This is a genomic window from Alkalibacterium psychrotolerans, assembly GCF_054784355.1.
Map to the genome: position 1 here is coordinate 1 of NZ_BAAGPH010000020.1, position 23,621 is coordinate 23,621.

Sequence of the window (23,621 nt, forward strand, 5' to 3'; positions counted from 1 at the left end):
CACACAAAACGGGCATTGCCGATGTTCTGCAATACCTGAGCTTGTTGGTCTGGTTTAAGGGTTAATTGACCTTTTATGCCGACTAACATCGTGTGCATCCTCCTTGTGATGTGGTATACTTATTATACCACATATGATAAGTATATCACACTATTATAGCGCTTGACTAAAGTTAATGGAGGGCATACACATGTATACAAAAACACGGACAAATGTTTACCGCACCACTTACCACTTGGTCTGGGTGACCAAGTACCGTAAAGCGGTATTCACCACACACGAACGCCGGCAGGCGATGAAAGACTTCCTGCAGGTGACGGCTCAAAACAACGCCATCACCATACTGGAGAGTGAGGTCGTGGATGATCACATTCATATGGTGGTATCCTTTCCACCGAACAAGGCCATTAGTTCGGTCATGAAGGCATTAAAGGGCGCTTCTGCAAGGGACTGGTTTAAAGCCTACCCAGATACGAAGAAGGAGCTTTGGAAAGGGTCGTTATGGTNCAAAATAAAAAAGGCAGCAGCAGGAGGGATTACCCTTTCTGCTGCTGCCTCTTTATTATGCATTAGTTAGTGTCGTTGTCTTCAACCTGCTCATCTTGTCGTTCGATGACAATGGCATCGTCTTTTACCGTAGCCAGTATGACACCTGGGTTGGGATTGTTAAGGTAAAATTCTGCAATTTTATCTTCAATTTGTTCTTCAATAACGCGTCTCAATGGACGGGCACCCATTTTAGGGTCGTATCCTAAGTCAACCAGTTTCTCTTTTGCTTCCTGATCAACCTGAAGGGATATATTGTGCTGTTTCAAAGCATCATTGACATCACTAAGCATCAACTCAATAATATCAAGCAGATTTTCTTTCGTCAGTGAGTGGAATTCTACAATACCGTCAAAACGGTTTAGAAATTCCGGTTTAAAGTAGTCGTCCAGATGATTCAAAATGGAGTGCTGGCTGCCACTCATCTGTGCGCCGAAACCTACACTGGATTCCACGTTCGTAGTTCCGGCATTGCTAGTCATGATAATAATGGTTTCTTTAAAGTTAACTGTTCGACCTTGAGCGTCGGTTAAACGGCCATCATCCAGAATCTGAAGGAACATGTGTAAAACATCTGGGTGAGCTTTTTCCACTTCGTCTACTAAAATCAGACTGTAAGGATTGCGTCTGACTTTTTCAGTGAGCTGGCCAGCTTCATCATAGCCGACGTATCCTGGTGGAGAACCGATTAACTTAGATGTGCTGTGTTTTTCCATATATTCACTCATGTCAAGGCGGACATAAGCTTCCTTGCTGCCAAATAATTCAAGGGCCAGCGTTTTAGCCAGTTCGGTTTTACCCACACCGGTTGGTCCTACAAACATGAAGGAACCAATCGGTCTATTTTTCTGACGCAGTCCAATTCTATTACGTCTGATTGCTTTGGCAACTTTTCCTACCGCTTCATCTTGTCCAATCACATGCTTGCGCAGTGACTGATCCAAGTCTTTCAGCTGAGTCTGTTCTTTTTCTTTCAGTTCACCGACGGGAATACCCGTTTTAATCTCAATAATGTTGATGATGTCCTGCTCAGTTACCTCAGGCTGTTCGGATTCAGGTGTCTGCTGGTTCATCATGTCTTTATATTTGGCAGCCTGATCGCGGTAAAATGCCGCTTTTTCATAGTCTTCACTATCCAAGGCTTTTTGCTTGAGCTGATCAGCCTCTTGAATCTTTTCTTCAAGAGAAGCAGGGTCCACCGTCTGAATAGTCAGATTCTTCTTAGATCCGGATTCATCGAGTAAATCAATGGCTTTGTCTGGAAGAAAGCGGTCCTGGATATAACGGTGAGACAATTCTACTGCTGCATTAATTGCCTTGTCAGTATATTTGACGTGATGGTAATTCTCATATTGCTTTTGAATGCCTTTGAGAATAGTCAAAGTTTCTTCAAGTGTCGGTTCATTGACGCGGACCGGCTGCAGGCGACGTTCAAGTGCAGGGTCCTTTTCAATTTTTCTGTACTCATTAAGTGTTGTCGCGCCAACCATCTGCAGTTCGCCTCTAGCAAGAGCTGGTTTTAGAATGTTCCCTGCATCCATACTGCTGCCTTCAGCCGAGCCTGCACCGACTAGTTCGTGGACTTCGTCGATAAACAGGATAATGTCATCGGTCTCCCGTAACTCATTCATTAACTGCTGCATTCTTTCTTCGAATTGCCCTCTAATTCCAGTACCCTGAACAAGAGACGCCACGTCAAGTCGAATGACTTCTTTGTCCTGGAGTTTCTGAGGCACTTCACCGTTAACTATTTTGAGGGCGAGGCCTTCAACAATTGCTGTTTTACCCACGCCGGCTTCTCCAGTCAAAACGGGATTGTTTTTGGTTCGGCGATTGAGTATCTCAATGACACGTTCAATTTCTCTATCCCGGCCAATGACTGGATCAATTTTGCCGTCTTTTGCCATTTGAGTCAGATCCACACCGTATTCACCCAATAGACCGCCGCGGTTACCGCCTCTGGGTGGCTGGTTACCGTTTGAGAAGTTCTGCCTGCCGGGAGGGGTCTGGTTAGGCTGCTGGGGCTGTCTGCTTTGAGATAAGGCTCTGAATAAATCATCAAACTGATTGAAACCGAACGGATCAGACTGATTAGGCTGATTTAAGCGGCCATTTTGTTCCTGCTGTTTGATTTCCTGATAACATTTCTGGCAAAGGTCAATTTCTCTTCGCTGACCATTCACACTGGTTGTTAGATGAATTGTTGCGTTTCGTTCCATGCATCGTTGACATATCATTATTAGGACCTACCTTTCGTGTCTTCTTAATTTAATTATACTAAGTTAAATAGGAAAGGTCAGTTAATATACTTGTGATAAAACAAAATTGGTTTGACCAATACTGACCATTTCAAATTATAGTATACTCTGACCTTTGTTGACTTTCAAGTGAAGAAACTTTAATTTGTATAAAATAGTTGTAGCTATAGGGAAAACATGGTAATCTGTTAAAGAAGAAAGATTATCGTGCTGATATTTCACGGACATCTTTAAAAAGCCGTCCGTTTATGGAAATAGAGGCCGTATTAGTCTTTTCTACCATATACTTTTTTATCGAAAAGGAGAATTTACAATGGAAAAAAGAGAGTACAACGTAACAGCAGAAACAGGGATTCACGCACGTCCAGCTACACTACTGGTTCAGACTGCCAGCAAGTACAATTCAGATATTACTTTAGAATACAAAGGTAAATCTGTAAACTTGAAATCAATCATGGGTGTTATGTCCCTTGGTGTTGGTAAAGGCGCAGATGTATCAATTACAGCTGAAGGTGCTGATGAAAAAGAAGCAATCGAAGGTATCGACCAGACTATCAAGAACGAGGGAATGGCTGAATAATGACCTCTAAAGTATCTGGAATTGCCGCAAGTGATGGAATTGCGCAAGCTAAAGCATACTTGTTAATCGAACCGGACCTGACAGTTGAAAAAAAGAGTACTTCAGATGCTGACGCTGAAAAATCGCGTCTTTCTAAGGCAATTGAAGAATCTAAAGAGCAGTTGGCTAAGATTCGTGCGATTGCAGCTGAATCATTAGGTGAAGCAGAAGCTCAGGTTTTTGATGCACATACGATGGTATTATCCGATCCTGATCTAATTGATCAGACTCATGCAGTTATTGATGATGAAAAGGTTAATGCTGATTTTGCATTTAAACAGGTAACTGATAACTTTATCGCTATGTTTGAAGGTATGGAAGACAATGCGTATATGCAAGAAAGAGCGGCCGACATTCGTGATGTTAGAAAGCGTGTTCTTGCTCGTTTGCTGAATGTTACTCTTCCGTCTCCTGCTACTATAGAAGAAGAAGTTATTATTATCGCTGAGGATTTGACGCCTAGTGATACTGCACAGCTGAACAAGAAATATGTTAAGGCTTTTGTTACTGATATTGGAGGAAGAACCTCTCATTCAGCAATTATGGCTCGTTCATTGGAAATTCCAGCAATTGTAGGCACAAAAAATATTACCGAACTCGTTTCCGAAGACGACTATCTGATTGTTGATGGAATTGAAGGAGACGTTATCGTCAATCCATCAGATGACCAGGTAGCTGAATATGAGAAGAAAGCGAAGGACTTCGATGATCTAAAGAAAGAATGGGATCAGCTTAGAGATGAGCCTAGCTTGACTAAAGACGGTAAGCATGTTGAATTAGCTGCCAATATTGGCACACCTAAAGATCTTGAAGGTGTAAACAATAACGGTGGTGAAGGAATTGGACTTTACCGTACCGAATTTCTCTACATGGATTCGAATGAATTACCAACAGAAGATGATCAGTATGAAGCGTATAAGAAAGTTCTTGAAGGTATGGGAGACAGACCTGTCGTTGTCCGAACAATGGATATCGGTGGAGACAAAGAGTTGCCTTACCTTGAACTGCCTAAAGAAATGAATCCGTTCCTGGGTTACCGTGCTATACGAGTAAGCCTGGATCAGGATGCTATTTTCCGTACACAGCTGCGTGCCCTGTTGAGAGCTTCTGTACATGGTACGCTGCGTATCATGTTCCCAATGATTGCGACACTACCTGAATTCAGGGAAGCAAAAGCAATCCTGGAAGAAGAAAAAGCTAAGTTGATTGATGAAGGTGTTGAAGTATCTGATGCAATTGAAGTAGGAATTATGATTGAAATTCCTGCTGCTGCTGTGTTGGCTGACCAGTTTGCTAAAGAAGTGGACTTTTTCAGTATTGGTACAAATGACCTGATTCAATACACCATGGCTGCAGACCGCATGAATGAGCGTGTATCTTATCTCTATCAGCCATATAACCCGTCAATTCTGCGTCTGATTAAAGGCGTTATTGATGCTGCTCATAAAGAAGGCAAATGGGCAGGTATGTGTGGAGAGATGGCCGGCGATCAGATAGCTGTACCGCTTCTGGTAGGTTTAGGTCTTGATGAATTCTCAATGAGTGCGACAAGTATTTTAAAAACTAGAAGTCTGCTTAAAAAGCTGGACTCTAAGCAAATGAAAGAATTAGCCGATCAGGCTTTAACTGACTGTACAACAGTTGATGAAGTTATTGAACTGGTTAATCGTTACACCGCAGAATAATTTAACAGATTGGACCTCCGGGTTCAATCTGTTTTAGTATAATCTGAAATTGAGGTGAGTTTATGATGAAGATTGGATTTGTAGGAACAGGTGTTATGGGACAGTCTATTGTTAGACATTTACTCGAAGCTGGCAATCAGGTCTTTATTTACACTAGGACCAGGAAAAAGGCAGAAAGTCTGATAGAAGAAGGGGCTAGGTGGTGTGATACACCTAAAAAAGTAGCTAAAGAGGCAGATTTAATCTTTACTATGGTTGGCTACCCCTCAGATGTGGAAGACGTATATTATGGTAATAACGGGCTCTTCCAGTCGGACAGTGCAAATAAAATCTTTATTGATTTGACAACCAGCACTCCAACTCTTGCTGAAAAAATCTATGACACAGCTGTCAGTAGAGGAGCCAGTGCAATAGATGCACCGGTATCCGGAGGCGATTTAGGTGCTCAAAAAGGAACGCTGACGGTTATGGCCGGTGGAGAAGAGACCGTCTTTAATAAAGTCCGTCCAGTCATTGAGCTGTTCTCCAGTAGCCTTATGCTTCATGGGGGACCGGGTAGTGGGCAGCATACAAAAATGGCTAATCAGATTATGGTGGCCGGTACGATGACAGGACTGAGTGAAATGCTGGCCTATGCCAATAAGGCAGGGCTGGACCTTGAAAAAGTAATAGAGACATTGAGTGGAGGGGCAGCTTCCAACTGGTCATTGCTCAACTACGGTCCACGTATACTAAAAGAGGATTATTCACCAGGATTCTTCGTCAAGCACTTCGTTAAAGATCTTAAAATTGTGCTGGATGAAGCGGAAAAAATGAACCTGAACCTTCCTTCTACACAGTTAGCATTTAAATTATACAAAGAATTATCAGATGATGGTTACGAAAACAGTGGAACGCAGGCGTTGATTAAATTATGGTGGAAAATGTAATCTCAATAAGTAAAAAAGGCGATTATCTCTTCTCGAGATAATCGCCTTTTAGATTGAAAGAGAGCTCAATTGTCTCCTAGTTTTTCGTCAAATAGTCAGTCAGACGGTTCATGGCTTCTTCAATGTCACTTAGGCTGGCTGCGTAGCTGATTCTGACATAGCCTTCTCCAGCTTCACCAAAAGCACTTCCGGGAATGAGCGCCACACGTGTATGCTTGGCCAAATTGTAGCAGAAGTCATGGCTGTTATCGCTGAAGTGTTCTGGAATTTTAGCAAAAATGTAAAAGGCACCTGTCGGAGTGGCGATGGTAAAATCCAGTGCCGATAAGGCCTCGACAACGACATCTCTTCTTTTCTTGTACTGCACTCTCATATCATGTGCATCATTTTTCCCTTTAGTCAGTGCTTCGATTCCAGCATATTGCGTAATGCTGGATGCGCTGGTAACTAAAGACTGGTGGACTTTGACAATTTGTTCGGTAATAAACGCCGGAGCAAAAATTAAGCCTAATCGCCAGCCAGTCATGGCATGCGATTTGGAAAGTCCGTTGATTACGATGGTCTGTTCTCTGAGATGCTCTCCCAAGGATGTAAAATCCTCTTCATAAACAATCTCGCTATAGATTTCATCACTGATGGCCAGCACGTCAGGATAGTTTTCCAGTACGGTGGCCAGTTCCTTCACTCGCTCTTTTGACCAGGTTGTACCTGTCGGGTTATTGGGAGAATTAAAAATGACAGCTTTTATAGTATCCTTGTGTTCTTCTATTGTCTGTTTAAGCACATCTGGACTGACCTGAAAATTGGTCAGGGAAGTATCAATAAAAACAGGAACGGCTTTAGCTTGTCTGACTAAAGATTCATACAATGAAAAATAAGGGGAAGGTATGATAACCTTGTCGCCGGGATTCAAAATGCTAATCAGGGAACAGGCGAGGGCCTCAGTGGCGCCTACAGTGGCAATCACTTCTGTTTCAGGATTGTAATGGAGATTATATTTTTCCTCGACGAACTGAGATGCAGCCTCTCTTAACTGCAGATAGCCTGCAGTTTGAGTATAGAATGAGAAATTTTCATCTATTGCTTTTTTTGCTGCTTCTTTTACATGCTGGGGCGTTGGGAAGTCAGGCTGCCCCAAAGTAAGCCGAATTAAATCACCAAACTCAGACACGCTCTCATCAAACTGTCTGATTTGAGATATTTCTGCATTAAGTACTTCATTATTGAACATACGCGCTAGTTTATTCATAAATGGCAATCTCCTTTTGTATTTTTTACAGTTTAGCATACGAATAGGCACGCTACAAAGAAATAGTTAAGACTTTTTGTGTCCTTTATCAATTAAAAGCAGAGATTCGTACTAAAAGCATAGGACAATTACTGTAATTTACTACGAAATCTGTTAGAATAGTAGAGTAAATAGAATAGACGCAGGAAGGGGAAAGCCGATGAAACCATCCCAGCTGATACCGATAATTCGTAGATTAGACGCGATGCGTGAAGACCAATCTGACGAAGTGCAAATTCGCCGGTTTGAAAAAGACGGAAAAGAACAGTGTATCGTGAGATATGACAGCAAATCAAAAATGTTTGAACTGGAAGATCGTACAACTCAGCAAACATATGAGTTTGACAACATTGATTATGTTGCAGTTGAAATTCTCGAACTTGTTCAACCCGCTACATCTACTGAAGAATAAGAAGTGCACAAAAGGAAGTGCTTTGTGTGCTTCCTTTTTTTTAGAAAAAATCATTCCCCTATACTATTCTGAACACGAAGGAGGAAGTGGATGCTGAACAGTTTTAAACCGACATGGATGGTCAAGTCCATCTACCAGATATCACCAGAAGAACTGAAAAAAGAAAATATCAAAGCCGTTTTAACAGATCTGGATAACACTCTGATAGCCTGGAATAATCCGGAAGCAACGGAAGAAACCATAGAGTGGATAGAACTGATGAAAGAAAATAATATTAGAGTCATTATTTTATCCAATAATAACCGTAAAAGGGTTGGGAAAGTAGCCAGTATTCTTGAGCTGGATTTTATTCCCAATGCGTTAAAGCCATTTCAGAGAGGGTTTAACAAAGCACTATCCGAATATGACTTATCAAAAGACGAAGTACTTATGGTCGGAGATCAGGTTATCACAGATATTAAAGGAGCCAATCATGCTGGAATAAAAAGTGTTTTAGTTCAGCCTATTCTTGACTCAGATGCCTGGAATACCCGCTTGAACCGCTTTGTAGAACTGAAAATAATGACGTATTTATTGAAAAAAAACCCGGATTTAAAATGGAGAGGAAATTTACATGACAGACAAAGACAGCAGTAACAGTTTGCAGTGTATCGGGTGCGGCGCGGTCCTGCAAAGCGATGATGAGTCAAGATCTGGCTTTATTCCTGCTAAAGCACTGGAGAAGGCTCAGGAAGAAGCGGTATACTGCAAGAGATGCTTCAGGTTAAGGCATTATAATGAAGTGCAGGATGTCGAATTAACCGATGATGACTTTTTGAATATGCTTCATGAGTTGAATGAGACCAATGCACTAATAGTGAATATGGTTGATATTTTTGACTTCAACGGCAGTGTTATATCTGGTATACAGCGTTTTGCCGGCAGTAATCCGGTCATCATCGTTGGAAACAAAGTGGACCTGCTGCCTAAATCTTTGAAAAAATCTAAAATGAGACAATGGTTATTTGAGCAGTCTCATTTAAATGGCATTAGACCGGAGGAAGTTTTCTTGATCAGCGCTTTGAATCAGGATGATGTAAAAGGCTTGATGGAAGATTTAGAGAAGTTAAGAAAAGGTAGAGATATTTATATAGTTGGAACGACAAATGTTGGTAAATCAACATTAGTTAACAAGATAATCAGCATTGCAACAGATGAAGACAATGTGGTGACGACATCTTATTTCCCAGGAACAACATTAGGGAAGATTGAAATTCCTTTAGATGATAAAAGAGTTTTAGTTGACACCCCGGGTGTCATACAGTCTGCGCAGCTTTCGTATTATCTTAAACCTGAAGAAATAAAAGTAGTGACTCCTAGAAAAGAGATTAAACCTAAGAGCTATCAGTTAAACCCCAGCCAGACATTATTTTTTGCCGGACTGGCACGCTTTGATTATATCAAAGGCGAAGGAAAACAGTCTTTCGTGACATACTTGTCTAACGACTTGTATATTCACCGGACTAAGACAGACAAGGCAGACGAACTTTACAAGAATCAGCTGGGCGAACTGCTTGCACCTCCAGCTAAAGAGAATAGTCACTCCTTGCCTGAATTGAAACGCTTTGAATTTACGACAACGCAACCTGCGGATATCGTTTTTTCAGGACTCGGATGGGTATCTGTGGATCAGGCTGGTACGAGAGTAGCCGGCTGGGCTCCTAAAGGCGTCGACGTCATCATGCGAAAAAAACTTGTATAAGTAAAGAAAGGGATAATTATGAAATTAACCGGAAAGCAAAAGAGATTTTTAAGAGCAAGAGCCAATGACATGTCACCTTTATTCCAAATAGGGAAAAACGGATTGACTGTAGAAATGGTGAAAGAGTTTGAAGACTCATTGGAAAACAAGGAATTGATGAAAGTGCAATTACTTCAGAACACAGATGTCACTACAAGTGAAGCTAAGCAGTTTATCGAGGAGCACTCAAGTATTACGGTTGTTCAGACCATAGGTAAAGTGCTGGTCTTATTCATGCCTGCTTCCGAAGAAAAGTACCAGTACTATTCATCAGATTTACCAAAATCTAATTAGTTGAGGTGTGGAGAGTGAGCCCTGTTACTTCTAAAACAATTGAACCCGAAGTGCTTATTGAAAAAATCGAGACGTATTCTGCTGATAAAATCGGCCTGTTTGGCGGATCCTTTAATCCGCCGCATATCGGTCATTTAATTATTGCTGAACAGGTCAGGGATCAATTAGGATTGGAAAAGATACACTTTTTGCCTTCCTATTCACCTCCTCACAGCAATGGGAAGACCACCATCGATTATAAGTATAGAATCGACATGCTTAAGCAGACGCTACAGGATGACGATGCCTTTGAAATAGATTTGACTGAGATACATCGCAGAGGAAAAAGCTACACTTACGATACTGTAAAAGAGCTGAAAGAGAAAAACCCGGATACTGAATACTATTTTATTATTGGTGCGGATATGGTAGAAGACCTTCCTAACTGGCATAAAATCGATGAACTAGTCACATTGGTCCAGTTTGTAGCGGTCAACAGACCGGGGTATACCCTGCACACGCCTTATCCGGTAATAATCTTGGATGTGCCGAACATTGCGATCAGCTCAAGTCTGATACGTCATAAAGTTCATGAGGGAACATCGATTAAGTATTTGGTTGCACCTGAGGTTAATACCTATATTGAGAATGAAGGATTGTATAAAGATGATTAATAAAACAATCGAATACTCCAGTCGTTATACTGACTTATCACGAAAAGAGCTGGCTGAAGTAATGGAGCTGACTCTAAGCAGGCGACGATACAAACACGTTATGCGAGTGGAAAAGACAGCCCTTCATCTAGCAGAATTGTATGATGTGGACAAGGAAAAAGTGAGCATTTCAGCTATAGCGCATGATTATGCTAAAGAGCGGTCAGATGAGGAAATGATGGATCTGATTATCAGCGAGAACCAGGACCTCGAAATGCTTCAGTTTGGCAGTAATATCTGGCATGGACCTATCGGAGCTGTCCTGTTGAAAAATGAATTTAACATTACGGACGATGACATTCTTGAAGCGGTTAAGTACCATACAATTGGTGCTCCCAAAATGAGCAAAGTGGCCCAGATTATTTATGTCGCTGATTTCATTGAACCGAATCGATCTTTTAAGGGTGTGGAGAAAGCGAGAAAGTTGTCTGGAAAGAATCTTGAAGAAACTCTGGCCTTTATTGCCAGGCACACACTGAAGAATTTAATCAAACGCAATATGAAGGTTTACCCCAAGGCTATAGAAACATACAATGCCTGGGCTGTAACTAACAAGGAGGAAAATAATGACCCGTTCGTCTATTGAAGTTTTAGAATATGTAGTAAAAACAGCTGACTCAAAATTTGCAGAGGATATTGTTGCGCTTGAGATGAAAGATGTTTCTTTACTGGCTGACTACTTTGTTATTACCCACGCCAATAGTGAAAGACAATTGGATGCCATTGCTAAAAGTATACTGGATGCAGCTGATGAACACGATCAGCCTGTTAAACGCGTTGAAGGAAAAGACAATGGCAAGTGGGTCTTAATCGATTTGGGAGATGTCATCATTCATCTATTCAGTGAAGAGGAAAGAGACTTTTATAATCTTGAAAAACTATGGTCAGACGCTGAACAAGTTGATGTAAGTGATTGGTTAGGCTAATGAGTTACAACTGGTTTGCTCAGATTTATGATGAGCTTATGGATGATAGCTTATACCACAAATGGCTAACCTATACGGCTGAAAGAATTTCCCCAAGTGACACAATACTTGAACTCGGTTGTGGTACCGGTATATTAGGTATTATGCTGACTAAGGCCGGTTATGATTTGACAGGACTGGATTTATCTGAAGAAATGCTGAGCCTTGCTTATGATAGACAAATTGAGGAAGATACTTTTTTCCCTCTGATTCAAAGGGATATGAGAGATTTATCTGAGTTGCCGGAATACGATTCGGTTATCTGCTATAGCGACGCCTTGTGTTATATGACAGATGAGCAGGAACTATTGACTGTCTTTAAAGAAGTTCAGTCTTCTTTGGAATCAGAAGGTGTGTTTTTATTCGATGTACACTCCGTTTATAAAATAAGTGAATTTCTGGAGACATCTTTTCATGCTGAAGTCGAAAATATTTTCTTTGCCTGGGACAGCTATGAGGGAAACCATCCTCATTCAGTCGAACACCATTTGAGTTTCTTTGTGCATACAGAATTAGATAAATATCAACGGTTCGAAGAGATTCATAAAGAAAGAACCTACCCTCTAGAAACGTATAGAGATTTGCTTGAGAAAGCCGGCTTTAGGACTGTGGAAGTGACGGCTGACTTTGGAGAAAAGATAACTGAAAAGAGCAGGCGCTGGTTTTTCGAAGCGAGAAAGTAAGGAGAATGGCATGAAAGCGTGCGGTATAGTAGCTGAATACAATCCTTTTCATAATGGACATGCCTACCAGTTAGAAGAAGCACGAAAACAAACTGGAGCAGATGTCATCATTGTTGTCATGAGCGGGAATTTTCTCCAGCGTGGAGAACCGGCAATTATTGATAAATGGTCTCGCGCAGAGCTTGCTTTAAAAGCTGGTGCAGATTTAGTGGTTGAGCTACCTGTAGATTTTAGCGTACAGCCTGCTGATTTCTTTGCCGAAGGAGCAGTAGCTATCTTAAACGCGCTCGGATGTGATGTGATTAGTTTTGGCAGTGAACTGGGTAATAGTGAAGCGTTCAAGCAGGCAGCAGAAGACTACCTGGAAAACGAGCAGACGATTAATGAAACATTCAAATCACAAATGAAACAGTCGGAGCACTATGCTAAAAACTTTTCTCGTGTCCTTAAAGGTCTCTATAAAGATTTTCCTGTAGATTTAAGCCAGCCGAACAACGTGCTGGGCTTTTCCTATGCCAAGGAGATTACCAGAAACCAGTACCCGATGCTTCTCCACACAGTCAAGCGCTTGCACTCTGACTACCATGAAGACAGTCTCAATCCGTCATTGGCCATAGGGAGTGCGACAGCCATCAGAAAAGTATTGAATGACCAAAGTCAGGACTGGGGACGAGTGAAGAGTTATGTTCCTAAAGAAACCTTCGAGATGCTGCAGTCAGAAAAGTTAGTGACCTGGGATGATCTCTTTCCTTATCTACGGTATCAGATTACTCTTCAGTCAGTATCTAATCTTCTTGACATTTATTTGATGGAAGAGGGGCTTCAGTACCGGATAAAGGAAAAGATAGGGGAAGCTGCCTCCATGACTGAGTTTCTGGAACGTCTGAAAACCAAGCAGCTGACCTGGACACGACTCCAGAGAATCTGTTACCATATTCTAATGAACAATAAAAAAGCGGATATGAAGTTTCGCCAGCAGAAAATATCAACTGTCCGCCTATTAGGATTTAACTCTAACGGACAAAAGTATATGAATGAAAACAAGGATAAATTCGGTGTGACGATTGTGTCAAATATCAGAAAGAAACAGGCAGACATGTTTTACGAAGATATTAGGGCGGGACTGGTCTACAGACTGGCATCGGTTAACGAAATAAAACACCAGGATTATTATAGAAAGCCTGTAAAATTGATTGACAAGTAGGCTGGAAACCAGTATAATTATTTTTGTTGTCCACGTATAACCTGATGCGGCTACACAACACGAGTGCCTATGGTTACATTAACAAAAAAGTACCGACGCACAATGAGGTGAAAGTCAATGAAATTAAAATGGGCATTAAACGAATTAAAGAAATATCAGGATGAAATGCTTACTTTAGATGGCACTGCTGATTTGGAACAGTCACTAAAGGAAAGAGATGAAGAAATACTGGCTTGCGATGCTGTATCTATAAAAGGTTCTGTAGAAGTTGACAAGGACGGCGTTTATTACGCTGATTTATTCTTGAATACGAATGTCACATTGCCTTCTTCAAGATCGCTGGAACCTGTAACTGTTTCCTTATCCATTCCATTTTCTGAAATATATTTATCCCCACAGTCACCTGTTACAGTTGACTCATTTACAGAGGGAGAAATTGTGGAAGAATTAACTGCAGATGTTCTGGATTTGCAGAAACCAATCGAAGATGCTATTTTATCTAATAAATCTACTCAAGTATTTACTGAAGAAGAATTGAAATCAGATGAAATGCCTAGCGGTAATAACTGGGACGTTGTGGGGGAAGAAACCCACTTGAGCCAACCATCTAGAAAGTCTGATGATGGCGAAGGCGACCCACGATTTGCAGCGCTGAAAGATCTTTTTAAAGAAGATGATGAGTAGAAATTGAATCGAGAATCGAATCCTTTTAAGGAGGTGTGTTGGAAAATGGCAGTACCTAAAAGAAGAACATCTACTAGCAGAAAAGCAAAAAGACGTACTCATATCAAATTGGATCTTCCAAACATGAGTGATTGTCCAAATTGTGGTGAAGTAAAACGTAATCACCACGTATGCTCAGCTTGCGGATTTTACGCAGGTAAAGAGGTTATCAGCAAAGAAGGTTAATTCTTTGGTGTAATCAATTAGAAACAATGGATTTAAGCGTTTATGGGTTATCCCATAGACGCTTTTTCTGATACAATCTAAAAAAACGGATGGAAGTGAATCTATGGATATGACTATAAGTGACGGTTTCTGGTGGTTTTTTTACTTTTTGCCCATTATACTATTACTTTTTTCAAAAAAAATGAACAGGCAATTTAAACTTGTGAGATTGACGGTTAGAGTAGTAGACATCCTGATTCCTTATTTAATCATTGTTAATTATATATCTGTCCAGCTGCTTTTCGGTCTCAACAGTATTCCTTACATAATCATTCTCTTGTCTTTAAGTGGAATGCTGATAGCCTCTCATCACACATTCAAAAAACACAGTCTGAATTTTTATGTCTTCTTTAGATTGTGGTGGCGTGTTGTTTTTTTAATTTTAATTTTCCTTCATGCGTTTATTGGCATATGGGTTATACTTTCTTATGTAGTGTAAAGTAATTTAACTAAAGCCCTGACTCGGGTTAACACTCCGGGTCAGGGCTTTTTTCTATACAAAATGTAAGGGTTTAAGTTTTTTCTTTACAATTCTGTTTTATTTGGGAAATGGTGTGGTACAAAGTGGGGCGTTGTGGTAGACTTAGCCTTATAAGTGGGGAGAGGGGGCAGTGAAATGTTATTAGGCGAATACAAGCATAATATCGATGCAAAAGGTCGGTTGATAATACCTTCCAAGTTCAGAGATGATTTGGGAGAACATTTCATTGTGACTCGCGGGCTGGATGGCTGTCTCTTCGGTTATCCGATGGAAGAGTGGCATACACTTGAAGCCAAACTTAAACAGCTTCCCTTGGCAAAAAAAGAATCTCGAGCGTTCACCCGTTTTCTTTATTCAGCTGCAACAGAGTGTTCGCTGGATAAACAGGGACGGATTAACCTTCCCAATACATTGATAAATCATGCTTCAATTGAGAAAAGCTGTTACATCATAGGCGTCTCTGACAGAATTGAAATATGGAGCGAAGAGAAATGGACAGAATTTTCTTCAGATGCTAACGATTCATTTGAAGAAATTGCAGAAGAAATGATTGACTTTGGCTTTTAAACTGGGGGACTAATAATGACAGAATTTGAACACGACACAGTCTTACTGAATGAAACAGTTGAAGGCTTAAATATAAAACCTGATGGAATTTATATTGACTGTACCTTAGGTGGAGCGGGTCACACGTCTCTTATCCTCAGCCAGTTAAATGAAAATGGGCATTTGTACTCCTTTGATCAGGATATGACAGCCATAAACAATGCAGAAAAATTATTGCGCGAAGAAGTTGATAAAGGTAAACTCACTTTTATTCACTCGAATTTCCGTAATATAAAAAGTGAAATGTTAGCTCTTGGCGTAACGAAAGTAGATGGTATTCTCTATGACCTAGGAGTGTCTTCGCCTCAGTTGGATGTGACGGAGCGTGGCTTCAGTTATCACAAAGAGGCTCGACTAGACATGAGGATGGATCAGAGTCAGGAGTTGACGGCGCATGACATTGTCAACAATTGGGAATACAGTGATTTGGTTAGAATATTCTTTAGGTACGGAGAAGAGAAGTTCTCGAAACAGATAGCCCGAGTCATTGAAGCCGCTAGAAAGAACAAAACCATTGATACGACTCAAGAACTGGTGGAGTTAATTAAAGAGGCTATTCCTGCTCCGGCAAGACGTAAAGGTGGTCATCCGGCTAAACGAGTGTTCCAGGCACTTAGAATTGCTGTTAATGATGAGCTGGGATCTCTGGAAGATTCACTGGAAGCCGCAGTCGAGTTGCTTGCTTTAAACGGACGAATCAGCATTATTACGTTTCATTCGCTGGAAGACAGGATTGTTAAGCAGTTATTCAAGAGCTACTCCAAGCTTCCCGAGCTTCCAAGAGGGTTACCGATTATCCCGGACCAGCAGATGCCGATTATAAAACTGGTCAATAAAAAACCGATTATACCGAGTGATGAAGAAATTGAAGCGAATAATCGTGCAAGAAGCGCAAAATTGAGAATAGCTGAAAAACAGAGACTATAATTAGCCGAATGTAAAAGAGATAGGAGTGAATGATGATGCAGGATAATTTAGCAAGACAGATGGAAAGTCAGGTTAACCATCTAAATCAGCCTCAACCGCGTCACGAACCGGAAAAGATACATAACCCTCAGCCGTTACAAAAAGGGTACACACGATTGGAAGCGGCTGTTGTCAGTTTCTTTGGACTTGTTTTATTTGGATTGGCTGTTGCACACATTGTTTTGACGATACAAGTGTCAACAGTGAACCGAACAATTCAGGATATGGAGTCTCAGGCAATTGTCACACAGATTGAGATTGAAAATCATGAACAGAAAGTGCAGGAGTTATCCAGATACGATCGTGTCTACACTATTGCGCGCCAGCATAATTTGGAAATGAATGAGGAACAAATCAGGAATGTATTCAGATGAAGCAGATAAAGAAAAAAGTGAAAGAGTTCTCGCCTTTTAAAAACAGAAAATTCATAGCTATTTTTCTCTATGTTTTATGTTTTGTTCTTTTTTTTTCGCTCTTCTTTAGATTTACCTGGATTATGGTCAGAGGCGAGGTAAATGGGGAAGATTTGCATCAGAATGTGGAACGGTTATATACCCGAAACAGTATGCTTCAGGCAAGAAGAGGGACTATTTATGACAGAAACGGCAACCCTATTGCTATAGATGCAACGTCCTACAAAATGATTGCAGTTCTTACCGATGAGTGGTCGACACCTAGTCGTCCTCAGCATATAGAGAGACCTGAAGAAGTCGCTCAAGTACTTTCTGGACATTTGGCGATGAGTCAGGATGATATTTATGCTAGATTAGTATTGGATAACAGTCAGGTGGAATTCGGTCGTGCCGGGAGTAACTTGACGTTTGAAACAATGAGTGCAATCAAAGAAGACCTGCAGCAGGAAGAATTGACGGGCATAACATTTGAAGAAAGCAGAAGCAGACTGTATCCAAACGGAACATTCGCTTCGCACACTATAGGTTTGGCTCAGACAGATTCTGAGGACAGAAATCATCTGGTTGGTGTGATGGGTCTTGAAAAAGAATATGACGATATATTAAGCGGAGAGAATGGCTGGAGGAGATACCAGCGCGATCGATTCGGCTATGTCATACCCGGTCAGGAAATTGAAGAAGAACTGCCAGTACATGGAGAAGATATTAACCTGACAATAGATAGACGCATCCAGATTTTTCTGGAAAGTATAGTGGAAGAAGTGAATAAAGAGCATTCACCTAAATACATTACAGCTAACCTGATGCATGCTAAAACAGGTGAAATACTAGCGACTTCTCAGCGCCCCACGTTTAATGCAACCACATTGGAAGGTATTGACCAGTCTTGGCAGAACCTGCTTACAGAATATACCTTTGAGCCGGGTTCAACATTGAAAGTCATGACTTTAGCGGCATCTATAGCTGAGGGAACGTTTCACCCCCATGATTATTTCAAATCAGGAAGAATACAAATAGGCGGAGGAGTCGTGCGTGACGTCCGACCGGAAGGCTGGGGAACGATTACTCACCTGGAAGGTCTTGCCCGCTCAAGTAATGTCTCTTTTATCCACCAGGTAGAAGAAATGGGTCTGGACACGTGGAAAGACTATCTTGATAATTTCGGCTTTGCCCAGCGAACAGGTATATCAATGGCCGGAGAAGCGAGAGGAAGCATTCCTTACGAATACCCTTTGGATAAATTTAACACCTCCTTCGGTCAAGGAATATCCGTGACACCAGTTCAGATGCTGCGGGCATTCTCAGCAATTACCAATGATGGGGTGATGGTGAATCCGCATGTCACGAAAATAGAGAGTAATCATAATAGAGAAGATGATATGACAGCAACTGAAAGCAGTGAAAAGCAAGTGATTTCAAAAGAGACCGCAGCACAGACACTTAATTATTTGAAGGAAACTGTTTATGGAGAAGGTGGAACAGCCCGGAACTATGACGTTGAAGGGTTTGATATAGCAGCCAAGACAGGGACCGCTCAAATATTTGATCCTGAAACCGGGGGCTACATGACTGGCGAAGCAAATTTCCTTTATTCAGTAGTCGGAATGGCACCTGCAGATGATCCTGAACTGATATTATATGTTACTATTCAGCAGCCAAAACTGAATGGAACCATCACTCACGGAAGTCAGGCAGTTCAGAAAATTTTTAATCCTGTGATGAAACGTGCTCTTGAATACTATTCGGCGGGGAAAGAAAACCCTACTGATGCTCAGGATTTTGACGAAGAAGTGGTATCTTATATTGATGAAGATACTCAGGAAATAAAGCACAGACTTGAAGAAGAAGGTCAAGTCTACAGTGTGATTGGAACAGGCGACCGCATAGTTCAGCAACATCCAAATCAGGGAGCGTACGAAGATAAGTCACGAAGAGTACTATTGTTGACTAATGGAGCGATGACTCTGCCTGACTTAACTGGCTGGTCACGTAACGAGCTCATTCGGTTCGCTGAGATGACTGGAGTCGATCTTACTATCAACGGTGAAGGGTTTGTAGTCGAACAGGATATACCGACTGGTTCTTTTATTGAAACAGGTACTGAAATAATGGTACAATTGTCTTCGAATTTAGATTGATGAGAAAGGACTAGTTTTGTGAACAGTTTATACCTATTGTTAGCTTTAAGTTTAAGTGGCTTCATAGCCATTATCCTGATGCCACTGGTTATCCGTTATTTTAAGGAGAAACAGTTGGGTCAGACAACCAGGGAGGAAGGTCCCTCCTGGCATGGCGTGAAATCGGGCACACCCACTATGGGAGGCGTGTCGATACTAATTGCTGTTAGTGTGAGTTCCTTCCTGTTGAGTTTTTTTGTAGAGGAACATCGGTTACTGACCCTTCTGCTTGTTTTCATTTTTATAGTCTTTGCCCTCATCGGGTTTGTAGATGATTATATAAAAGTTGTGATGAAACGTAACCTTGGATTGACTAGCAAGCAGAAATTACTTGGACAAATAGCTGGCGCAGTGTTGTTCTATTTCGGGATTAACACGATGATTCCTGCTCAGGCAATTCAATTGCCGTTTGATTATTCATTAAATATAGGCCTATTTTACAGTCTGTTTGTAGTATTCTGGCTTGTAGGATTTTCTAATGCTACAAATTTAACAGATGGAATAGATGGTCTGCTTGCAACCACAGGTACCATCGCTTATGCAACATACACTATCATAGCTGTCTGGCAGAATCAGTGGGCCGTTGCCGTGTTTACAGCAACAGTCATGGGGTCGCTTATCGGGTTCTTTTTATTCAACAAAAAACCCGCAAAGATTTTCATGGGAGATGTCGGTTCTTTAGCCTTAGGGGCTGGACTGGCAGGCGCATCTATTATTCTTAATCAGGAATGGACACTCCTCCTTATTGGACTGATTTTTGTAATAGAGACAGCCAGTGTCATGCTGCAAGTGACCTCTTTTAAAACAAGAGGGAAACGTATCTTCAAGATGAGCCCTATCCACCATCACTTTGAGATGACAGGGTGGGGTGAGTGGAAAATAGTTATTATCTTTTCACTCATTACGTTAATCAGCAGTGCAGCTGCACTCATTATGATATAACTAATAAAGCTGGTAGTAGTTTTCTACTTCCAGTTTTTTTAGATTACCTGTAGAATAAGTAAAAACTAACCACGTTATGGGGAGCTTTCTATGAAAAACAAAAATAATTACCAAAATAAGCATGTACTCGTCTTAGGCCTCGCTGTGAGTGGATTTAGTGTGGCTAAATTACTCCACAATTTAGGATCTGTCGTCACCGTTAATGATTATAAGGACCTTAAGGGAGACAGCAAGGCTATTGAGTTAGAACAGTTAGGCATTTCAATAGTCTCAGGAGGTCACCCGGCCTCATTGTTAAATGAACCTCTGGATTTAATTGTAAAAAACCCAGGTATTCCTTACACAAATCCATTGATACAAGAAGCAGGAAAATTAAACATTCCTATCGTAACTGATGTGGAGGTTGCTTATGACATTACCGAGTCTCCTATCATTGCCATAACAGGTACCAATGGAAAGACAACGACGACCAAAATGATTGAAGCGATACTGAAAACGAAAACCGATGCGGGAAATGTCTACTCAGTTGGAAATATTGGTATACCGGTAAGCGACATCGCTAAAGATTCTTCAAGTGAAGATACCCTTTTGATGGAGACATCCAGCTTTCAGTTAATGGGAACACGTAAATTTAGACCGTCTATAGCTGTGTTCACAAATATTCATTCTGCACACCTTGATTATCATGGTTCCCGTAAAGAATATGTAGAAGCCAAATTAAATATTACCCGTAATCAGGCAGAAGAGGACTATCTTATATACAATCATGATCAGATGGAACTGACTGAGCTGATTTTAAGCACCAGCAAAGCCCAACTTATTCCTTTTTCCAGAAAAGATAAATTGACTAACGGAGTTTACCTGAATGAAAACAGCATCTATTACAACAAGGAAAAAGTCATAGATGTGGATGACATTGCCCTGCCAGGCAATCACAATTTGGAAAACGCATTGGCGGCCATTGCAGTAGCCAAGTTACGACATATTAAAAATGAAGACATACGAGACGTTTTGAGGAACTTCCATGGCGTAGAGCATCGTCTTCATTTCGTGGGAGAAGTAAATGAACGAAAATTTTACAATGACTCTAAAGCAACGAATTCATTGGCCACAATTAATGCTCTGGAGGGATTCGATAGTAAAGTACTGCTGCTGGCAGGGGGACTTGACCGTGGAGATAATTTTGAGGACTTACTTCCAGTTTTCAGAAAGCACGTTAAGGCGCTGTTCACGTTTGGAGAAACAAATCAAAAGCTATCAGATATCGGCAGGCAGGCTGGTGTCGACCTCGTTTCTGTGCAAGACACCTTAGAGGAATGTGTGGATGGAGCTTTTAATGCCAGTCAGGAAAAAGACGTAATCTTGCTTTCTCCTGCTTGTGCCAGCTGGGATGCGTATACTGATTATCAGGAGCGGGGACAGGACTTCATTAATTCAATCGAAAAAATAAAAAACAGCAGCAAAAAAGGAGAGTAAGCACCTAGTGCACATACAATGAAAATTTTAGTAACAGGCGGCGGTACAGGAGGACACATTTATCCTGCACTCGCCTTAATTAAACGAATTAAAGAAACCCATACAGATGCTGAATTCCTATATGTCGGTACCTACAGAGGACTCGAAAGCACAATTGTTCCAAAGCAGGGCATAGATTTCGAACCTCTTAAAGTAGAAGGCTTCAAAAGAAAGCTGAATATTGAAGGCATTACCTATAATGTGAAGACGGTCTGGTACTTTATCCAAGCAATCAGAAAAGCCAGGAAGATCATTAAAACATTCAAGCCCGATGTAGTTATCGGTACGGGAGGGTATGTCAGTGCACCAGTTTGCTACGCAGCTTCTAAGCTAGGCATTCCTACCATCATACATGAACAGAACAGTGTGGCTGGTATTACTAATAAGTTTTTGGCCAAACATGTTTCCAAAGTGGCCATCTGTTTTGAAGATGCTCGAGCTCAGTTTAAAGACAATCAAGATAAAGTGGTATTCACCGGAAATCCTCGAGCTCAGGAAGTAGCCAATCTGGTGCCGAATAACAGTTTGAAAGACTATGGACTGGACCCGAAACAGCCTGCTATTGTTATTTTCGGAGGCAGCAGAGGGGCAGCTGCGATTAATCATGCAGTAGTTCAAAACTGCAGTGCATTCAATCAGGCTTCTTATCAGACACTATTTATTACCGGTCGCGACAGCTATGATGCAGTTGTCAATGACTGGAAAAACAAATGTGGGGATATAGGTGAAATTTCTCCTGTTAAAATTGTTCCATATGTTGATAATCTACCCGAGGTCTTTGCCTCTGTTTCCTTAGTGGTAGCAAGAAGCGGTGCAACCACACTTGCCGAACTGACTGCTTTAGGCGTACCGAGTGTTTTGATTCCAAGCCCCAATGTCACTGAGGATCATCAGACGCGTAATGCAAAAAGTCTGTCTGATGTAAATGCCGCTGTGCTCATTAAAGAGAACGAGTTAAAATCAGAGAACTTTGTAAATGAGATTAACCGATTAATGAGTAATGACGACCTAAGAAAACAGATGTCTGTTCAGTCCAAGGAGCTTGGCGTACCGGATGCCTCTGACAGAATAATGAATGTGATGATGGCTTTACTGAAGTAGTAGAATGTAGGAGAAGTGACCATGACAAAAAAAGAAGGGACAACCCCAGAGGCTAAAACGGAAGAGCAGACGGTAGTTGATATAAATGGGACGTCCAGTGCCAGTTCTTCTAACAGAAAAGTCTACTTGAAGTACAGCCTTCTGATGACTGTTTTTATTGTATCTTTATTGGTTTCCATATATACAATTAGTCCGTACAGTAAAATAACTGAAGTCAATGTGGAAGGTACGTCTGAAGTGTATGACCAGGTTGTCTTTGAATCAAGTCAGATTACTCCAGGGGATTCACTGATTGAGACGGTTATCAGCAAAAATAGAATTGAAAACACTATTGAAGATTCTAATGTACAGGTAAGAGCTGCTGAACTCAACGTATCGGGTCTTCAGAGCATTACCTTATCTGTAGAAGAATATCAAACGGTGGCTTTTCTGCTCGAAGAAGGAAGTTACCGTAAAATATTGGAAAACGGGGAAATTCTGGATGAATCATTTCCCCGAATCACAGATAATCAGCCTATTCTGATAGGTTTTAATAAAGGTTCGGCATTAAACAGGATGCTGGCTGAACATGAAGAGGTTGATGACCTGGTTCGTGAAATGATTGCGGAAATTGAGAAAGTTGAAAATGAAAGAAATGAGATGCTTGTTCGGGTTTCCATGACGGATGGAAATGAGGTGCTGGCCAGTATTCCTTCGTTTTCTGAACGGATTAACTATTACCCTCAGATGAGAGAAACAGTTGAGGGAGAACAGGGCTTGTTCGATCTGGAAGCTGGAGCTTTTTTCGTGCCATTTGAATCAGAGGAATACTCAGAAGAATATGAAGAGTATGACTCTGAAAATGATTTTCAAGAAACAGATGACGATATAAATGATTAGTAAACCACTGTGAAGCATGTCTAAATTGGGCATGCTTTTTTATTACTCATTTATAATTAGAGATATCTGTATTTGTCACATAAAAGTAATTCAAATAACCTGATAAATCAATAAATGAGCCAATTTCATAATTATTTGTCGTGTTTAACACCTGATAAATCAACTTTTTTAAAACATAGAAAAAAGGAACCCCCCCATATGGTACAATTAGGTTGTCGACTAAGACACGTACTCCAGG

The 23,621-nt window shown here is 41.0% G+C and carries 27 protein-coding genes; 24 read left to right on the forward strand and 3 right to left on the reverse strand.

The genetic code is table 11. From position 1 onward, the window contains the following. The first annotated feature begins 190 nt into the window (after positions 1-190). Complete coding sequence (gene tnpA / locus ACYVLS_RS02915) at positions 191-577, forward strand: IS200/IS605 family transposase (protein ID WP_460321014.1); 387 nt, start codon at positions 191-193, stop codon at positions 575-577. On the opposite strand, the gene ACYVLS_RS02920 is transcribed toward tnpA, so the two are convergent. Then, a complete protein-coding gene (locus tag ACYVLS_RS02920) occupies positions 570-2,783 on the reverse strand; it encodes an ATP-dependent Clp protease ATP-binding subunit (RefSeq protein ID WP_460321016.1) in 2,214 nt (737 codons plus the stop codon). The two genes, tnpA and ACYVLS_RS02920, sit on opposite strands and share 8 nt — an antisense overlap. Positions 2,784-3,117: 334 nt before the next feature. Here ACYVLS_RS02920 and ACYVLS_RS02925 point away from each other — a divergent pair, with 334 nt between their 5' ends. From ACYVLS_RS02925 to ACYVLS_RS02935, 3 genes are all read left to right on the forward strand, one after another. Further along, the gene (locus tag ACYVLS_RS02925) at positions 3,118-3,384 is read left to right on the forward strand and encodes a phosphocarrier protein HPr (protein WP_091482496.1); all 267 of its coding nucleotides are present in this window, start codon (positions 3,118-3,120) and stop codon (positions 3,382-3,384) included. Beyond that, positions 3,384-5,108, forward strand: a complete 1,725-nt coding sequence (gene ptsP, locus ACYVLS_RS02930) for a phosphoenolpyruvate--protein phosphotransferase (protein ID WP_460321019.1) — start codon at positions 3,384-3,386, stop codon at positions 5,106-5,108. Before ACYVLS_RS02925 ends, ptsP begins: the two co-directional genes overlap by 1 nt. A 65-nt stretch (positions 5,109-5,173) precedes the next feature. Continuing rightward, positions 5,174-6,037 carry an NAD(P)-dependent oxidoreductase gene (locus ACYVLS_RS02935; protein ID WP_460321021.1) on the forward strand — a complete coding sequence of 288 codons (864 nt, stop codon included), beginning with the start codon at positions 5,174-5,176 and terminating at the stop codon, positions 6,035-6,037. A gap of 76 nt (positions 6,038-6,113) precedes the next feature. Here ACYVLS_RS02935 and ACYVLS_RS02940 read toward each other — a convergent pair whose 3' ends face one another. After that, entirely contained in the window at positions 6,114-7,286 is a 1,173-nt protein-coding gene (locus ACYVLS_RS02940) for an aminotransferase class I/II-fold pyridoxal phosphate-dependent enzyme (protein WP_460321024.1), read from the reverse strand. A 199-nt stretch (positions 7,287-7,485) separates the two neighbouring features. Here ACYVLS_RS02940 and ACYVLS_RS02945 point away from each other — a divergent pair, with 199 nt between their 5' ends. From ACYVLS_RS02945 to ACYVLS_RS03040, 20 genes are all read left to right on the forward strand, one after another. Beyond that, positions 7,486-7,737 (forward strand): YkuJ family protein, encoded by a 252-nt coding sequence (locus ACYVLS_RS02945; protein ID WP_460321027.1) that lies wholly within the window; start codon positions 7,486-7,488, stop codon positions 7,735-7,737. Positions 7,738-7,827: 90 nt separating this feature from the next. Next, the gene (locus ACYVLS_RS02950; RefSeq protein WP_460321029.1) at positions 7,828-8,373 is read left to right on the forward strand and encodes a YqeG family HAD IIIA-type phosphatase; all 546 of its coding nucleotides are present in this window, start codon (positions 7,828-7,830) and stop codon (positions 8,371-8,373) included. Next, the gene (gene yqeH, locus ACYVLS_RS02955) at positions 8,351-9,478 is read left to right on the forward strand and encodes a ribosome biogenesis GTPase YqeH (RefSeq protein WP_460321031.1); all 1,128 of its coding nucleotides are present in this window, start codon (positions 8,351-8,353) and stop codon (positions 9,476-9,478) included. The genes ACYVLS_RS02950 and yqeH overlap by 23 nt, the downstream gene beginning before the upstream one ends. Positions 9,479-9,493: 15 nt before the next feature. Next, on the forward strand, positions 9,494-9,811 hold the full coding sequence (gene yhbY / locus ACYVLS_RS02960) for a ribosome assembly RNA-binding protein YhbY (protein WP_460321065.1): 318 nt from the start codon (positions 9,494-9,496) through the stop codon (positions 9,809-9,811). 14 nt (positions 9,812-9,825) lie between these two features. Next, entirely contained in the window at positions 9,826-10,464 is a 639-nt protein-coding gene (locus ACYVLS_RS02965; RefSeq protein WP_460321033.1) for a nicotinate-nucleotide adenylyltransferase, read from the forward strand. After that, the gene (gene yqeK, locus ACYVLS_RS02970; protein WP_460321035.1) at positions 10,457-11,089 is read left to right on the forward strand and encodes a bis(5'-nucleosyl)-tetraphosphatase (symmetrical) YqeK; all 633 of its coding nucleotides are present in this window, start codon (positions 10,457-10,459) and stop codon (positions 11,087-11,089) included. Before ACYVLS_RS02965 ends, yqeK begins: the two co-directional genes overlap by 8 nt. Beyond that, on the forward strand, positions 11,070-11,429 hold the full coding sequence (gene rsfS, locus ACYVLS_RS02975; RefSeq protein WP_460321037.1) for a ribosome silencing factor: 360 nt from the start codon (positions 11,070-11,072) through the stop codon (positions 11,427-11,429). The genes yqeK and rsfS overlap by 20 nt, the downstream gene beginning before the upstream one ends. Beyond that, positions 11,429-12,151, forward strand: coding sequence for a class I SAM-dependent DNA methyltransferase (locus tag ACYVLS_RS02980; RefSeq protein WP_460321039.1), 723 nt, complete (start codon positions 11,429-11,431; stop codon positions 12,149-12,151). The genes rsfS and ACYVLS_RS02980 overlap by 1 nt, the downstream gene beginning before the upstream one ends. Positions 12,152-12,161: 10 nt before the next feature. Next, on the forward strand, positions 12,162-13,355 hold the full coding sequence (locus tag ACYVLS_RS02985; protein WP_460321042.1) for a nucleotidyltransferase: 1,194 nt from the start codon (positions 12,162-12,164) through the stop codon (positions 13,353-13,355). 117 nt (positions 13,356-13,472) lie between these two features. Further along, positions 13,473-14,039 (forward strand): YceD family protein, encoded by a 567-nt coding sequence (locus ACYVLS_RS02990; RefSeq protein ID WP_460321044.1) that lies wholly within the window; start codon positions 13,473-13,475, stop codon positions 14,037-14,039. A gap of 45 nt (positions 14,040-14,084) precedes the next feature. Next, positions 14,085-14,264, forward strand: a complete 180-nt coding sequence (rpmF, locus tag ACYVLS_RS02995) for a 50S ribosomal protein L32 (protein WP_460321046.1) — start codon at positions 14,085-14,087, stop codon at positions 14,262-14,264. A gap of 109 nt (positions 14,265-14,373) precedes the next feature. Next, positions 14,374-14,742 (forward strand): DUF3397 family protein, encoded by a 369-nt coding sequence (locus ACYVLS_RS03000; RefSeq protein WP_460321067.1) that lies wholly within the window; start codon positions 14,374-14,376, stop codon positions 14,740-14,742. 177 nt (positions 14,743-14,919) lie between these two features. Beyond that, positions 14,920-15,351 (forward strand): division/cell wall cluster transcriptional repressor MraZ, encoded by a 432-nt coding sequence (gene mraZ / locus ACYVLS_RS03005; RefSeq protein ID WP_460321048.1) that lies wholly within the window; start codon positions 14,920-14,922, stop codon positions 15,349-15,351. A 15-nt stretch (positions 15,352-15,366) separates the two neighbouring features. After that, entirely contained in the window at positions 15,367-16,317 is a 951-nt protein-coding gene (rsmH, locus tag ACYVLS_RS03010; RefSeq protein ID WP_460321051.1) for a 16S rRNA (cytosine(1402)-N(4))-methyltransferase RsmH, read from the forward strand. A 35-nt stretch (positions 16,318-16,352) separates the two neighbouring features. Beyond that, positions 16,353-16,730 (forward strand): cell division protein FtsL, encoded by a 378-nt coding sequence (gene ftsL, locus ACYVLS_RS03015; protein WP_460321053.1) that lies wholly within the window; start codon positions 16,353-16,355, stop codon positions 16,728-16,730. Continuing rightward, positions 16,727-18,907 (forward strand): penicillin-binding transpeptidase domain-containing protein, encoded by a 2,181-nt coding sequence (locus tag ACYVLS_RS03020; protein ID WP_460321055.1) that lies wholly within the window; start codon positions 16,727-16,729, stop codon positions 18,905-18,907. The genes ftsL and ACYVLS_RS03020 overlap by 4 nt, the downstream gene beginning before the upstream one ends. Positions 18,908-18,985: 78 nt before the next feature. Beyond that, positions 18,986-19,888, forward strand: a complete 903-nt coding sequence (gene mraY / locus ACYVLS_RS03025; RefSeq protein WP_460321070.1) for a phospho-N-acetylmuramoyl-pentapeptide-transferase — start codon at positions 18,986-18,988, stop codon at positions 19,886-19,888. 90 nt (positions 19,889-19,978) lie between these two features. Beyond that, positions 19,979-21,364 (forward strand): UDP-N-acetylmuramoyl-L-alanine--D-glutamate ligase, encoded by a 1,386-nt coding sequence (gene murD, locus ACYVLS_RS03030; protein ID WP_460321057.1) that lies wholly within the window; start codon positions 19,979-19,981, stop codon positions 21,362-21,364. Between the two features lie 18 nt (positions 21,365-21,382). Next, positions 21,383-22,504 carry an undecaprenyldiphospho-muramoylpentapeptide beta-N-acetylglucosaminyltransferase gene (murG, locus tag ACYVLS_RS03035; protein ID WP_460321059.1) on the forward strand — a complete coding sequence of 374 codons (1,122 nt, stop codon included), beginning with the start codon at positions 21,383-21,385 and terminating at the stop codon, positions 22,502-22,504. 21 nt (positions 22,505-22,525) lie between these two features. Then, positions 22,526-23,383 carry a cell division protein FtsQ/DivIB gene (locus ACYVLS_RS03040; RefSeq protein WP_460321061.1) on the forward strand — a complete coding sequence of 286 codons (858 nt, stop codon included), beginning with the start codon at positions 22,526-22,528 and terminating at the stop codon, positions 23,381-23,383. Between the two features lie 46 nt (positions 23,384-23,429). Here the strand turns inward: ACYVLS_RS03040 and ACYVLS_RS03045 are convergent. Beyond that, positions 23,430-23,621, reverse strand: a 192-nt coding sequence (locus ACYVLS_RS03045) for a hypothetical protein (protein ID WP_460321063.1), incomplete at its 5' end; no start/stop codon positions are given.

Bases quoted from the DNA above. Each gene is read 5' to 3' on its own strand.
- ACYVLS_RS02920 (WP_460321016.1), bottom strand. From the start codon at position 2,783: ATGATATGTCAACGATGCATGGAACGAAACGCAACAATTCATCTAACA.
- ACYVLS_RS02925 (WP_091482496.1), top strand. From the start codon at position 3,118: ATGGAAAAAAGAGAGTACAACGTAACAGCAGAAACAGGGATTCACGCA.
- ptsP (WP_460321019.1), top strand. From the start codon at position 3,384: ATGACCTCTAAAGTATCTGGAATTGCCGCAAGTGATGGAATTGCGCAA.
- ACYVLS_RS02935 (WP_460321021.1), top strand. From the start codon at position 5,174: ATGAAGATTGGATTTGTAGGAACAGGTGTTATGGGACAGTCTATTGTT.
- ACYVLS_RS02940 (WP_460321024.1), bottom strand. From the start codon at position 7,286: ATGAATAAACTAGCGCGTATGTTCAATAATGAAGTACTTAATGCAGAA.
- ACYVLS_RS02945 (WP_460321027.1), top strand. From the start codon at position 7,486: ATGAAACCATCCCAGCTGATACCGATAATTCGTAGATTAGACGCGATG.
- ACYVLS_RS02950 (WP_460321029.1), top strand. From the start codon at position 7,828: ATGCTGAACAGTTTTAAACCGACATGGATGGTCAAGTCCATCTACCAG.
- yqeH (WP_460321031.1), top strand. From the start codon at position 8,351: ATGACAGACAAAGACAGCAGTAACAGTTTGCAGTGTATCGGGTGCGGC.
- yqeK (WP_460321035.1), top strand. From the start codon at position 10,457: ATGATTAATAAAACAATCGAATACTCCAGTCGTTATACTGACTTATCA.
- rsfS (WP_460321037.1), top strand. From the start codon at position 11,070: ATGACCCGTTCGTCTATTGAAGTTTTAGAATATGTAGTAAAAACAGCT.
- ACYVLS_RS02980 (WP_460321039.1), top strand. From the start codon at position 11,429: ATGAGTTACAACTGGTTTGCTCAGATTTATGATGAGCTTATGGATGAT.
- ACYVLS_RS02985 (WP_460321042.1), top strand. From the start codon at position 12,162: ATGAAAGCGTGCGGTATAGTAGCTGAATACAATCCTTTTCATAATGGA.
- ACYVLS_RS02990 (WP_460321044.1), top strand. From the start codon at position 13,473: ATGAAATTAAAATGGGCATTAAACGAATTAAAGAAATATCAGGATGAA.
- rpmF (WP_460321046.1), top strand. From the start codon at position 14,085: ATGGCAGTACCTAAAAGAAGAACATCTACTAGCAGAAAAGCAAAAAGA.
- ACYVLS_RS03000 (WP_460321067.1), top strand. From the start codon at position 14,374: ATGACTATAAGTGACGGTTTCTGGTGGTTTTTTTACTTTTTGCCCATT.
- mraZ (WP_460321048.1), top strand. From the start codon at position 14,920: ATGTTATTAGGCGAATACAAGCATAATATCGATGCAAAAGGTCGGTTG.
- rsmH (WP_460321051.1), top strand. From the start codon at position 15,367: ATGACAGAATTTGAACACGACACAGTCTTACTGAATGAAACAGTTGAA.
- ftsL (WP_460321053.1), top strand. From the start codon at position 16,353: ATGCAGGATAATTTAGCAAGACAGATGGAAAGTCAGGTTAACCATCTA.
- ACYVLS_RS03020 (WP_460321055.1), top strand. From the start codon at position 16,727: ATGAAGCAGATAAAGAAAAAAGTGAAAGAGTTCTCGCCTTTTAAAAAC.
- mraY (WP_460321070.1), top strand. From the start codon at position 18,986: ATGCCACTGGTTATCCGTTATTTTAAGGAGAAACAGTTGGGTCAGACA.
- murD (WP_460321057.1), top strand. From the start codon at position 19,979: ATGAAAAACAAAAATAATTACCAAAATAAGCATGTACTCGTCTTAGGC.
- murG (WP_460321059.1), top strand. From the start codon at position 21,383: ATGAAAATTTTAGTAACAGGCGGCGGTACAGGAGGACACATTTATCCT.
- ACYVLS_RS03040 (WP_460321061.1), top strand. From the start codon at position 22,526: ATGACAAAAAAAGAAGGGACAACCCCAGAGGCTAAAACGGAAGAGCAG.